The 14250-nt window shown below is 34.5% G+C and carries 11 protein-coding genes, 2 tRNA genes and 1 rRNA gene; 5 read left to right on the top strand and 9 right to left on the bottom strand.

The features are described 5' to 3' along the window. From BM024_RS04605 to proS, 8 genes are all read right to left on the bottom strand, one after another. Complete coding sequence (locus BM024_RS04605; protein ID WP_090678278.1) at positions 1–705, bottom strand: Dph6-related ATP pyrophosphatase; 705 nt, start codon at positions 703–705, stop codon at positions 1–3. A gap of 154 nt (positions 706–859) precedes the next feature. Continuing rightward, a complete protein-coding gene (locus tag BM024_RS04610) occupies positions 860–2158 on the bottom strand; it encodes a dihydrolipoamide acetyltransferase family protein (RefSeq protein WP_090678279.1) in 1299 nt (432 codons plus the stop codon). Between the two features lie 34 nt (positions 2159–2192). Continuing rightward, positions 2193–3401 carry a glycosyltransferase family 2 protein gene (locus BM024_RS04615; RefSeq protein WP_090678280.1) on the bottom strand — a complete coding sequence of 403 codons (1209 nt, stop codon included), beginning with the start codon at positions 3399–3401 and terminating at the stop codon, positions 2193–2195. 94 nt (positions 3402–3495) lie between these two features. After that, positions 3496–5292, bottom strand: coding sequence for a translational GTPase TypA (typA, locus tag BM024_RS04620; RefSeq protein WP_090678281.1), 1797 nt, complete (start codon positions 5290–5292; stop codon positions 3496–3498). Positions 5293–5411: 119 nt separating this feature from the next. Beyond that, positions 5412–5663, bottom strand: a complete 252-nt coding sequence (rpsT, locus tag BM024_RS04625) for a 30S ribosomal protein S20 (protein ID WP_090678282.1) — start codon at positions 5661–5663, stop codon at positions 5412–5414. 45 nt (positions 5664–5708) lie between these two features. Beyond that, positions 5709–5780, bottom strand: a tRNA-Glu gene (locus BM024_RS04630). 40 nt (positions 5781–5820) lie between these two features. Beyond that, positions 5821–5892: transfer RNA gene (locus tag BM024_RS04635), tRNA-Glu, on the bottom strand. Between the two features lie 78 nt (positions 5893–5970). Beyond that, positions 5971–7446 (bottom strand): proline--tRNA ligase, encoded by a 1476-nt coding sequence (proS, locus tag BM024_RS04640; protein WP_090678283.1) that lies wholly within the window; start codon positions 7444–7446, stop codon positions 5971–5973. A gap of 101 nt (positions 7447–7547) precedes the next feature. Here proS and BM024_RS04645 point away from each other — a divergent pair, with 101 nt between their 5' ends. From BM024_RS04645 to BM024_RS04665, 5 genes are all read left to right on the top strand, one after another. Then, complete coding sequence (locus BM024_RS04645) at positions 7548–8510, top strand: hypothetical protein (RefSeq protein ID WP_090678284.1); 963 nt, start codon at positions 7548–7550, stop codon at positions 8508–8510. Between the two features lie 26 nt (positions 8511–8536). After that, on the top strand, positions 8537–10072 hold the full coding sequence (locus BM024_RS04650) for an OmpP1/FadL family transporter (protein WP_090678285.1): 1536 nt from the start codon (positions 8537–8539) through the stop codon (positions 10070–10072). 99 nt (positions 10073–10171) lie between these two features. After that, the gene (locus tag BM024_RS04655) at positions 10172–11014 is read left to right on the top strand and encodes a hypothetical protein (RefSeq protein ID WP_090678286.1); all 843 of its coding nucleotides are present in this window, start codon (positions 10172–10174) and stop codon (positions 11012–11014) included. A gap of 156 nt (positions 11015–11170) precedes the next feature. Beyond that, on the top strand, positions 11171–12484 hold the full coding sequence (gene rimO / locus BM024_RS04660; RefSeq protein WP_090678287.1) for a 30S ribosomal protein S12 methylthiotransferase RimO: 1314 nt from the start codon (positions 11171–11173) through the stop codon (positions 12482–12484). Between the two features lie 172 nt (positions 12485–12656). Further along, entirely contained in the window at positions 12657–13349 is a 693-nt protein-coding gene (locus BM024_RS04665; protein WP_090678288.1) for a glycerophosphodiester phosphodiesterase, read from the top strand. A gap of 704 nt (positions 13350–14053) precedes the next feature. Here BM024_RS04665 and rrf read toward each other — a convergent pair. Continuing rightward, positions 14054–14163: ribosomal RNA gene (rrf, locus tag BM024_RS04670) — 5S ribosomal RNA — on the bottom strand. Positions 14164–14250 lie beyond the last annotated feature (87 nt).

The following is a 14250-nucleotide window of genomic DNA, read 5'->3' on the forward strand; positions in this document are numbered from 1 at the left end:
TTAAAGTAAATCTAAAAACCAATATCCGAATCTCTCCACCTCCACCTCTTCTTCTTTCTTCACAGTAATATCATAGGTTTTATAAACTACCTCTCCTAACTCAAATGAAACGGGTTCTGAAAAATTAGGACTATCATAAACAAATGTGTGAAACTCTCCATTTTCACCACATGGATCCACATTTTCCGGTAAATCATCAATAAACTGTTTATCAATTGTTCTACCGATAAAGCTTTTATCCAAATATGCTTCGTTGACACATATAACAATTGCTTTGATTCCTATTTGTATTATTTCATTCACGAGTTCTGATGTAGGTCTATCCCATAATGGAAATACAGCAGTTACTCCTATTTTAGAAAGTTGTTTTTTACGATGTGTTTTTAAATCTTCTAATAATATATCCCCAAAAACACTATTTTTTATTCCTACATTTTTTGATTTATGCCAATATTCTTTGATTTGAATTTCATAGTCCACCATATTAATACTCTCGTTCAAATAAACTATATCTCCATCAATCCCTAACGCTTTAATTTGGCGTAATAACAACTCCTCCCTAACACCGTGCATTGAAACACGCTTCACTTTCTCATTAACTGTGGTTATTAACCTCTCTACACTATATACTCCCTCCAACTGAACTTTATATAAAGCATATGCAGCATCTTTTCCAGTACTCCAATTTAAAACTGCTTTCTCCATGTTTTAATCTTTTTTACACAAATATAACTAAGTAAATATATGTGAATGACTATCACATATATAAATATGATGAACTATTCTAATCACAAAATTTATTCAAATAAAAAAGCGGTTCCTGAAAAGGAACCGCTTTTTACTATTTATCGATGTTCTATTAAACTTCTCTGTTTATATCCCATGCTTCTAAAATTTCAGCAACACGTTTCACAAATCCACCTCCTAAAGCTCCGTCAACGACTCTGTGGTCATAACTATGCGATAAAAACATCTTCTGACGAATTCCAATAAAATCCCCTTCAGGTGTCTCTATAACCGCTGGAACTTTACGTATAGCTCCTAATGCCAGAATTCCAACCTCTGGCTGATTCAATATTGGTGTACCAAATACGCTTCCAAAAGTTCCTACATTAGTAACTGTATAAGTCCCACCTTGAGTATCGTCTGGTTTTAACTTACCAGCTTTAGCTCTATTTCCAAGATCATTAACAGCTTTAGCCATTCCAACTAAATTTAATTGATCTGCATTTTTAATTACAGGAACAATTAAATTTCCATTAGGTAATGCTGCCGCCATTCCAAGGTTAATATTTTTCTTTTTAATTATATAATCTCCTTCCACTGAAATGTTCATTCCAGGAAAATCTTTTAATGCTTTCGCTACTGCCTCCATAAATATAGGAGTAAAAGTAAGCTTCTCTCCTTCTCTTTTTTCAAAAGAGTTTTTAACTTTATTTCTCCAGTTAACTATATTAGTAACATCGACTTCAATAAAAGATTGAACATGAGCTGAAGTCTGTATAGACTTAACCATATATCCTGATATAAGCTTACGCATACGATCCATCTCAACAATCTCGTCTCCTCCGTTTACCGATATTGGAGCAGCTTTTGAAACTTGTACAGCTTTTTGAGCTACAGGTACAGCAACAGCTGTCACTTTTGGTGCATTACTTCTATTCTTGATATATTCTAAAATATCATTTTTAGTAACTCGACCATCTTTACCAGTTCCACCAATTTGTTCAAGTTCTTGGATACTAACTCCCTCTTCTTTAGCTATGTTTTTCACTAAAGGTGAAAAGAATTTTTCTGAATTAGAAAAATCTAAAGCCTCAACAGTTGCTTTTGCGTCAGTAACAGATTGTTCGATTTTTGCTATTGGAGCTTCAACCCCACTAGTCACCGATGATATATTAACAGTATCTCCCTCTCCCTCCGTTTCTATAATTGCAATGGTTTGTCCTACTTGAACAACATCATCTACTTGAAATAGTACTTCTACTAGGGTACCTGCAACTTCTGAAGGAACTTCACTATCAACTTTATCAGTTGCTATCTCTAAAACCGTTTCATCTGCATCAATTGTATCCCCTACATTTTTCAACCAATTTGTAATTGTTGCTTCTGCAACACTCTCGCCCATTTTGGGCAATTTCAATTCAAATCTTGCCATATCTATAACCTGAAGTTGTATTTACCTTATTAAATTACAAATTTAATAATATTTCCGACTTATTGTAATCATTTACAAAATTCTGATAATCTATTTTTATAATCTTACCATGATCATTACTGTTATTACTTCCTACTAAATAAGAAGTATCCTTTGGTTTTATTTTAAAAGTCCTTTTTCTATCCGTATTAGATTTCATAAATAATATCATATCGCCATTGCTTAACATATCGCCATCAAAAACAATTTCAATATATAATCCTTCATATCGCTTCAAAAGATTCTGTAGTTTCAACAAGTTAGAAACCATAATCATATCACAGTCCCATTTTTTTTTTCCCCATTCTAATAAATAGTTATTTTCAGAAACAAGAATTATCTTATCTGGAAACTTTTCCTCTTTTACCTTTTTATGCTTTTTTGCCAACATAAAACAAAAAGACCCCATACGCATAAACACATCGAACAAATAAGATTCCGAAAAATGTTTTTTATAAAAAATCTGCATTCCTTTTCTAAAGCGTTGCATATACAAAGCATCTTTTACAGTACTTTCTCCCTTGTAATGAATAACAACAACATCATGTTTATAATAATTCTTATAACCACTCTTAATAGCCCTGTAAGACAAATCTGTATCTTCAACATACATAAAGAAACTTTCATCAAACCCTCCCAACTCAATATACAGCTCTTTTCTCATAAACATAAAAGCTCCAACAAGAACGGAAACCTCTCCACTCTCATCCTTACATAGATGTGGTGCATAATAAGCATTTAAAAAAGAAGATTTTGGAGCGATTTTATTTAAGCCCATAGCCTTAGAAAAAGAGACCCAAGGAGTTGGAATTCCTCTTTTAGATTCAGGCAGAAACTGTCCTTTTCCGTCAACTAACTGACATCCGACAATTCCCATTTTTTGTTTCTTAGAAGCAAATGAGAGAAGTTTTACAAACGTGGTTTCACCCACCACCGTATCTGGATTCAAAATACATATATACTCCCCCTTAGCATGCGAGACTCCAATATTATTCCCCTTTGGAAAACCAACATTGGCATTATTATCTATATATTTAATATAAGGAAATAATTCACGCATCATCATACCACTACCATCAGAGGAGTTATTATCCACAACAATAATTTCAGCATCAATATTAGAAATTGCATCAAGTACAGACCGAACACATTGCTCTAAAAAATAGCGTACATTGTAATTTAAGATAATAACTGATAATTGCATTGGGCAAATATAATTTATAAATTACTCCAAAGACAAGAATAAAATAAAAAAAGCCAGTTTTAAATAAAACCGGCTTTTTTACTTTAAGAAATAATTAAATTTTATTTCTTTTTCTATCTGTTTCCTTTAAGAATATTTTTCTAATACGGATTGATTTTGGCGTAACCTCAACATACTCATCTTTCTGAATATACTCTAGAGCTTCTTCAAGAGAGAATTTGATTGGAGGAATAATCCTAGCTTTTTCATCATTACCAGAAGAACGAACGTTTGACTGCTTTTTAGCCTTCGTTACGTTAATACACATATCATCACTACGAGAGTTCTCACCAATAACTTGACCCTCATAAATTTCCTCATTAGGATCAACGAAGAATTTACCACGATCCTGCAATTTATCAATAGAATAAGGAATTGCTTTTCCATTTTCCATAGAAATTAACGATCCATTGTTACGCCCAGGAATCTCACCTTTGTAAGGTTCATATCCAATATAACGGTGTGACATAATAGCCTCACCAGCGGTAGCAGTTAATAATTGATTTCTCAAACCAATAATTCCACGTGAAGGAATATTGAATTTAACAATCATTCTATCCCCTTTACCTTCCATTGAAAGCATTTCTCCTTTACGTATAGAAACAAACTCTACAGCTCTACCGGAAAGATTTTCTGGTAAATCAATAGTCAATTCCTCTATTGGCTCACATTTAACACCATTAACCTCTTTTATAATTACTTGAGGTTGTCCAATCTGTAGTTCGTACCCTTCTCTTCTCATTGTTTCAATAAGAACAGATAAATGCAATACACCACGACCAAATACCATAAACTTATCAGCAGAGTCAGTTTCACCTAATCTCATCGCTAAGTTTTTCTCCAACTCTTTTGTTAAACGCTCTCTAATATGACGAGATGTAACAAATTTACCTTCTTTACCAAAAAATGGAGAATCATTAATCGTAAACAACATACTCATTGTTGGCTCATCGATCGCAATAGTTTTCAACGCTTCAGGGTTTTCATGATCAGCAATAGTATCACCGATTTCAAAACCTTCAACTCCAACAATAGCACAAATGTCTCCAGCAACTACTTCTGATACTTTTTTACGACCAACTCCTTCAAAAGTATGTAACTCTTTAATACGTGACTTGATAATACTACCATCTCTCTTTACTAAAGAAACAGGCATTCCTTCTTTTAAAACACCTCTGTGCAGACGGCCAATTGCAATACGACCAGTAAATGCTGAATAATCCAAAGAAGTAACTAACAATTGTGGAGTTCCTTCTTTCACTTCAGCAACTGGTATATGATCTAAAACCATATCCAACAAAGGCTCTAAGCTTGTTGTAGGTTGTCTCCAATCCGTAGACATCCAATTGTTCTTAGCAGAACCATAAACAGCTGGAAAATCTAGTTGCCATTCTTCCGCCCCAAGTTCGAACATTAAATCAAAAACTTTCTCATGAACATCGTCAGGAGTACAGTTTTCTTTATCAACTTTATTTACAACTACACATGGTTTCAATCCTAAATCAATCGCTTTTTGCAAAACAAAACGCGTTTGAGGCATAGGTCCTTCAAATGCATCTACAATAAGCAATACTCCATCAGCCATGTTTAAAACACGCTCTACTTCTCCACCAAAATCCGCGTGACCAGGAGTATCAATAATATTGATTTTAGTCCCCTTATACATAACCGAAACGTTCTTCGCTGTAATGGTGATTCCTCTTTCTCTTTCAATATCTTCGTTATCCAAGATTAAATCCCCAGTATTTTCGGTTTCACGAAACAACTGACAATGGTACATTATCTTATCAACCATGGTTGTTTTACCGTGGTCAACGTGAGCAATAATTGCTATATTTCTAATCGGTGTCATATATGGGTTCTTTTTTTTTTATTTGTAACAAAACTTAACATCCTATACTTTTAAAATCAACAAAAAAAGCCCTCGATACGGAGAGCTATATTTACTGACACTTCAAAAACATTGCGATATTATAAAGCCGCAACGTGTTTTGTTAAGCTAGATTTTAAATTTGATGCCTTGTTGCTATGAATAATATTTTTCTTAGCTAACTTATCAATCATAGACACAACAACGTTTAACTTCTCAGCTGCTTCATTTTTATCTTCAACTAAACGTAGTGCTTTAATAGCGTTACGAGTTGTTTTATGTTGATATCTATTTAATACTCTTTTCTTATCGTTGCTTCTGATTCTTTTTAAAGCTGACTTATGATTTGCCATTTTATTTCCTTATTTTATGTAAGTCTCTACTATTTTTTTTTCTTGTAGTCCGTAGGGGAATCGAACCCCTGTTACCAGGATGAAAACCTGGCGTCCTAACCCCTAGACGAACGGACCGCTTGTATTTTATAACAATGTATTTCTATGAACTTAATTGTAGTCCGTAGGGGAATCGAACCCCTGTTACCAGGATGAAAACCTGGCGTCCTAACCCCTAGACGAACGGACCATTTGTTTCTTTAATGCGGATGCAAAACTACAACTATTTTTCAATCCTGCAAGTAAAAAACAAAAAATATATTTTTTTTTAATAAGCTTTCGCAAAATAAACTCTTCCCAAAGAAGGCTTACCTGTTAAAACACAAACACCTAACTCTTCTTTTCTATCCATAGGGATACATCGAATTGTAGCCTTAGTTATTTCTTTTATTTTCTCCTCTGTCTCAACCGTACCATCCCAATGTGCAGAAACAAATCCTCCTTTATTCTCAAGAACATCTTTAAAATCTTCAAAAGAATTCACCTCAGTGATATGCTCCTCTCTATAATCCAACGCCTTTTGATACAAATTTCGTTGAATCTCCTCTAACATTTCCTGAACATAAGAAACTGCATCATCCTTAGAAATAATCTCCTTAGTCAACGTATCTCTTCGAGCCACTTCAAAAGTTCCATTCTCCAAATCTTTAGGTCCAATAGCAATTCTCAATGGAACACCTTTTAACTCATACTCATTAAATTTCCATCCCGGCTTAAAAGTTGTACGGTCATCAAATTTAAAAGAAATATTTAATTTCTTGAATCGATCCGTCAATACTTTTACCTCCGCTCTAATTGCTTCTAATTGCTCATCATTTTTATGAATAGGAATAATCACAACTTGAATAGGAGCTAAATTAGGTGGCAACACCAATCCATTATCATCTGAGTGAGTCATAACCAAAGCCCCCATCAACCTAGTCGAAACACCCCATGAAGTAGCCCATACATATTCTTGCTTACCTTCCTGATTTGTGAATTTAACATCAAAAGCTTTTGCGAAATTCTGTCCTAAGAAATGAGAAGTTCCAGCCTGAAGCGCTTTACCATCTTGCATTAACGCTTCAATACAATACGTTTCTATCGCACCTGCAAAGCGCTCATTTTCTGTTTTAAACCCTCTAACCACTGGAATAGCCATAAAGTTTTCCGCAAACTCAGCATACACATCAAGCATTTGCTCTGCTTCAAATACCGCCTCATCTTTTGTAGCATGAGCTGTATGCCCTTCTTGCCATAAAAACTCAGAAGTCCTTAAAAACAAGCGAGTTCTCATTTCCCAACGAACAACGTTTGCCCATTGATTTATCAAAATAGGTAAATCCCTATAAGACTCAATCCATTTTCTATAAGTATCCCATATAATCGTTTCCGATGTAGGTCTAACAATCAATTCTTCTTCTAGCTTTGCATCTGGATCCACTTCAATTGTTTTGCCATCTTCCGCAGTTCTTAGTCGATAATGAGTCACTACAGCACACTCTTTAGCAAATCCATCAACATGACTCGCCTCTTTACTAAAATACGACTTGGGTATAAATAACGGAAAATAAGCATTTTGATGCCCAGTTTCTTTAAATTTTCTATCCAACTCTGCCTGCATTTTTTCCCAAATAGCATACCCATACGGTTTGATAACCATACAACCTCTAACTCCTGAGTTCTCAGCCAAATCTGCCTTAACTACCAGTTCATTATACCACTTCGAATAATCCTCTGCTCTTTTAGTAATGTTCTTGCTCATCTTTAATATATTGGCACAAATTTTGTTTATCTTTAATTAACTTCGAATATTGCACAAATCTAACTATTTTTGCTTTGAACGACAATAAAAAACAGGATGATATGAAAACTTACAACGGATTACAAAGTAAACTTGCTCGATTAGGAGCACTTATCCTCATCATGGGCTTAGTGGTATCTTGCGGGTCGTATCAAAATACTTCATACTACGATAACGATGGAGTATACAATAGTACTCCAAGACAACAGCAGATTACTCAAAGTAATGCTGATGCGAATTATTATAGCAACTATTTTAAACAAGCCGGAGAAGACCTTCAATATTTCACAGATGTTGACAACTACACTTCTTCTACATCAGATAGTACAAACCATAAACCTCTGCAAGCAATAGGCTATGGGGGATGGGGAGATGAAACTGATAATGTATCAATAAATATTTACAATAATGGTTGGGGATACTCACCTTACTATAACTCATGGTATGGTAGTCCTTACTGGGGAATAAGTTTTGGCTTTAACTGGGGCTGGGGTGGCTATTATTCACCTTGGTACGGTAGCAGTTGGGGATACCCACATTATCCTTACTACCCACATTACTACTATCCAAGCCATCGTTATAACAACAGATATGTAGTACAAAATACTGGGCAACGAACAGGATATTATAACAATAGAGTAATCAACAACTCTGGACGTTCAGTTAACCAATCTAACAGAAACTACAACAGTTCCAACAGGTCTATTTACAACTCTAACAGAAGAGTAGACCCTAACTTCAACAGCAACAGAAGAGTTAACAGCAATACTATAAATAGAGAAAACTCTAGCAATAGAACTAATACTATCAGAAGTACACGTGATAATAATAATTATTCAAGACCCAACAACAGCTCACGCACTTACAACAACAGCTCTTATAACAGCAACAGAAACAACACTAATAGCACTATAAGAACCACCCCATCTAGATCAAACTACTCTTCACCATCACCTTCTAGAGGAGGTAACTATGGAGGAAGTAGCCGTACGAGTTCAGGAAGAAGCGGAGGAGGAAGAAGATAATTCACTTACTATTATATAAAAAACATATGAAACGATACTTTAGTATAATAACAGCTCTTTGCTTTGCTTCGGCAATACAAGCACAGCAAACAACACCGAATGACGCCTTGCGATTAACAGACAAAGGATTGAATGGAACCGCGCGTTTTAAAGCTATGAGTGGTGCCTTTGGAGCAGTTGGAGGTGATTTATCAGCTATCAATACCAATCCTGCTGGAAGTGCACTTTTTAACCACAACACAACTAGTTTCTCTTTTGGTTTCAATGGAAAAAAGAACACTTCTAATTTTCTTGGAAATAAATCCACAGAAAAAGATAACAACATTGAACTAGGTCAAATGGGAGCTGCTTTCGTATTTCAATCTAGGAATCCAGAAAACACCATGAAGAAGTTCGTTATTGGTGTTAATTATGAAACAACGAAGAACCTAAATAACACACTGTTTTCTCGCGGGATTAACCCAAACAATTCTTTGAGCGACTATTTCTTGAACACTGCGAACTTCGGCAATAATGGATCACCGTACAATCCACAAGATTTAGCGGTAGCGACCGGAGAGTCAATCGATGGAGTTTACTCTTATCTTGGACGAACACAAGGTATTGGAGCTCAGCAAGCATTTTTAGGCTTTCAAGAGAACCTCTATGATTACGACACCAACAGCAATAAGTACGTAAGCAACATGATTGACGGTCCTTATAACCAAGAAAGCTATATGACGAGCAGTGGTTTTAATGGTAAATTAACCGGTAACTTTGGCGCTCAACTAGGTGATCGCTTTTATTTAGGTGCAAATTTAAACCTACACTTTGTAGATTACACTATGTACAGTAGTGCATTTCAAAGCACCAACACACTTACTGAAAGTGGGATAACTAAAATGCGTTTTGAAAATGAAATCTATACCTATGGAAACGGATTTTCATTTAATATAGGAGGAATAGCACAGGTAACGGAACAACTTCGCGTTGGTCTAGCCTATGAATCTCCAACATGGTATCGTTTAAATGACGAATTAGTTCAAGCACTCTCAACAGAATGGAGAAATGATAACAATGAACTATCTCTTCAAAAAACCGCACCAAACGTAATTAATATTTATGACAAATACACAGTTCAAACTCCCGCTTCTTACACTGGTAGTATAGCTTACATATTTGGTCAATCTGGACTAATTAGTATTGACTACACTTTAAAAGATTATAGTAATACTAAAATGAAACCAGTACAAGATTTTAGCTACATCAACAATATTCTCTCAAACAACCTAACCACTACAAGCGAAGTACGCATAGGTGGAGAATACAGAATAAATCAATTCAGCATTAGAGGAGGCTATAGATTTGAACAAAGCCCATACAAGTCGGAAAAGGCAATAGGAGATTTAAACAGCTATTCAGCAGGTTTAGGTTATGATTTTGGAGCATCTAGACTAGATTTAGCATACGGACATGCTTCTAGACCATATGATGTAAGCTTTATTAGTTCAGGAATACCTGATGCAGCTAGAGTTAAAACAAAAGAAAACTCTATAAGCTTAACCTACAGCATTAACTTCTAAAACATTTAACATCTAAAAATCCCCTTAATTCAATTTAATTAAGGGGATTTTTTTTGTCGTATATTTGCAGCAATAAATTTCAATAGTTAAAACAGTATTATGAAAAATCTATTTCAATCCTTGCTAATACTTTGTTTAGCAACATGGAGCGGCTTAGCACAAGAAACAACAACTACACCATTAAAATACACAGCCTCTAACAAAGGTAAATTTTACATCTATTGGGGAGGAAACAGAGGTTCTTTTACAAACTCAGATATTCGATTCCAAGGAGCTGACTATGACTTCACACTACAAGACGTAAAAGCTGATGACAAACCTAAAGGATGGCACATAGACTATATCAATCCAGCTAGAATGACAATACCACAAACAAATTTCAGATTAGGGTATTTCATTACAGACAAATATAACATTTCAATTGGTGTAGACCATATGAAGTATGTTATGAGACAAAACCAAACAGTATCCATCAATGGATACTACCCAAATCAAGGTGGGTTTGGAGAACAACTACCAAATGATAAGGTTCTACTAACTGAAGATTTTTTAACCTTTGAACATACAGACGGTTTAAATTATGTAAACACGGAAATAAATAGAGTTGACGATATCTCAAAATTATTTGGTATTACAAACACGGATAAAATCCAAATAAATATAACAGAAGGCGCAGGTTTTGGAATTGTATTTCCTAGGACCAATACTAAACTACTTGGAAAGGAACGCAACGACCAATTTCATGTATCTGGCCTTGGAGCTTCTTTAAAAGCAGGTTTGAATATTACTTTTCTAAAGCACTTTTTTGTTCAAGCAGAATTAAAAGGCGGATACATTAACATGTACGACGTTCGCACCACATCTGATAAAACAGACAAAGCTTCTCATGACTTCTTCTTCGGAGAAACCATCATTGTATTTGGAGGAATCTTCAAATTATAACCTTGAAACAAATAAAAATTATACAGACCGATGAATATAGACTCATCGGTCTTTGTAGTTTTGTCACATCACTATAACTAGTATTTCATCGATAAAAAAGAATCTCTTTGTCGATGCCTAAAAAAAGCGTAATTTTGCAATCCAATTTTCAAAACAATGAGAACCAAAACTTTAAAAAACAATAAGATTAACGTGATTACCTTAGGTTGTTCCAAAAACGTTTACGACAGTGAAGTGTTAATGGGCCAATTACGCGCAAGTGGCAAGGAAGTAACTCACGAAGCTACCGAAGACGAAGGTAATATCATCGTAATCAACACTTGTGGTTTTATCAATAATGCAAAAGCGGAATCGGTAAATACCATTTTGGAGTATGTTGAGAAAAAGGAACAAGGCTTAGTAGACAAAGTATTTGTTACAGGCTGTTTATCGGAAAGATATAAACCTGATTTGGAAGCAGAAATTCCAAATGTAGACCAATACTTCGGAACTACAGACCTTCCAATTCTTTTAAAAGCCTTAGGAGCAGACTATAAACACGAATTATTAGGAGAACGCTTAACGACAACTCCTAAAAATTATGCATATTTAAAGATTGCAGAAGGATGCGACCGTCCTTGCAGTTTTTGTGCCATTCCAATCATGCGTGGAAAACACATTTCTCAACCTATTGAAAAATTGGTAAAAGAAGCTGAAGGTTTAGCAAAAAATGGTGTTAAAGAACTTATTTTAATCGCACAAGACTTAACCTATTACGGTTTAGACTTATACAAAAAAAGAAACCTTGCTGAGTTATTAGAAAACTTAATACAAGTCGAGGGAATTGAATGGATTCGCCTTCACTATGCTTTCCCAACAGGCTTTCCAATGGATGTTTTGGAATTAATGAAAAATGAACCGAAAATCTGTAATTATATAGATATTCCACTACAACATATTTCAGATAACATTCTAAAATCAATGCGTCGTGGAACTACATATGCAAAAACAACTCAGTTGTTAAAAGATTTCAGATTAGCCGTACCTGGCATGGCTATAAGAACCACTCTTATCGTAGGTTATCCAGGAGAAACAGAAGAAGATTTTGAAATACTTAAAAACTGGGTTCAAGAAATGCGTTTTGAAAGATTGGGATGCTTTGCTTATTCCCATGAAGAAAACACCCATGCATATCTATTAGAAGATAACGTTCCTCAAGAAATAAAACAAGCGAGAGCCAACGAAATTATGGAAATTCAAGCTCAAATCTCATGGGAATTAAACCAAGAAAAAATTGGTAAAACCTATCGTTGTATTATTGATAGAAAAGAAGGAAACCATTTTATTGGTCGTACTGAATTTGACAGCCCAGATGTAGATAACGAAGTATTGATTAACGCAACTGAACATTACGTAAAAGTAGGTGAATTTGTAGAAGTTAAAATTACCGAAGCAACCGAATTTGACCTTTACGGTTCTCCAATAAAATAACAATTAAAAGCCGAAAATAAAATTATTTTCGGCTTTTTTTATAGTTCTCCCTTTCCTCAATAACAATCTTGAAAATTCAATCGGATTTAAGTTACAAAATAACTAAATCAATCTTTCTTTGACATCCTCATTTTCATTAGATTTATAATATATAAATAATTCATGTCATACAATGCAAACCACAAAGATCTTGAGAATAGGCCATCGTGGAGCGATGGGTCACATAACAGAAAACACCATCTCTTCAATTAAAAAAGCATTAGAGCTTAATTGCGACATGATCGAAATAGATGTATACAGAATTAAAAGTGGTGAATTAATGGTCTTCCATGATCATACACTTGATAGACTCACGGATAAAAAAGGAAATATTGAAGATTACTCTTTTAAAGAACTTAGAGACATTAAAATCAACAACAACCATCTAATTCCCACCTTACAAGAAGTAATCGAGACAATCCAACGTAAAGCCATTTTAAACATCGAACTAAAAGGATCCAATACTGCTATTGGCTCTTATAAAATCATTGAAAAATACATTGAAAAAGGCTGGACAAAAGAAGACTTTGTTATTTCTAGTTTCCGCTGGGATGAATTAGAAATCATTTCACAACAAAAAACCTCTATTCCTATAGCTGTCCTTATTGGCCAAGAACCAATTAACTCGATACTTCCCTTTGCACTTAAGTTAAATGCTGCTGCAATAAATCCATACTACAAACTACTTACTATAGATAATGTAAAAGCAATTAAAGATCTAGGCCTAAAAATATATCCTTGGACAGTAAATAACACATCGGACATCCAACTCTTAAAAGAACTAAAAGTAGATGGAATTATTACAAACTTTCCAGAAAAAGTATAACTCGTTTTTTTTTCAAAAAGACTAAGAATAAGATCTATAAAAAGCCCCCCCTATTTACTTCCAAACCTACATATGTTCACTTATAATCTACCTCTTCAGATTTAACTTAAAACATTCCTTCTCCATGATTTTAGTACTTACATTCTTTCAAAATAAGACTATCTACAAATCTCCCTTCAATCAGTTTCGGAAAAATAAACTTAACTTTAGAAGTAGAGTTTTTTCACGTAAAGAAACATAGTAAGCAATTCATCATCTTATTTGTTTTTCTATTTAAACATAAAAAAGAACTAAAAGACAGCATCGATAGTTCATAGTTCTCTTTCAATCCAGTATCCTAAAAAGAGCACCGGAACACGAAAGTAAATTGATACCTATAGTTAATTATCATAAAAGCATACAATAAAAAGGCAGTAAAACACTTCTAATTACGTCTATAAACAAAAACAGGTAGCGCATCAAACCCCAAAGGGCGAACACGCTGGTTTTATAAAACAAAAAAGCTCTCTACTTTTCAGTAAAAACTTATAAATAAAGGCAGCGAACCGAGCCCAAAGGGCGAACACGCTGCACCTATATGCAAAAAAAAATCCCCAACTTAAAAAAGTTGAGGATTTTATAAAAAAAGGCAGCGCATCGAGCTTGCGACACGCTGGTCCTATAAAACAAAAAAGTCCTTTACTTTTCAGTAAAGGACTTCTAAAAAAAGGCAGCGACATACTCTCCCACATAAATGCAGTACCATCTGCGCTAGCGGGCTTAACTTCTCTGTTCGAAATGGGAAGAGGTGAACCCCGCCGCAATAACCACCTTAAATCGGTTGTTACTGTTACAGTAACTAATATCTTAACATAGTTGAAACATAAACAAACAAACTATTTTTTTCTTGAATAATATAATT

Origin of the sequence: Myroides guanonis (assembly GCF_900114085.1) — a bacterium.
Taxonomy (GTDB): Bacteria; Bacteroidota; Bacteroidia; order Flavobacteriales; family Flavobacteriaceae; genus Flavobacterium; species Flavobacterium guanonis.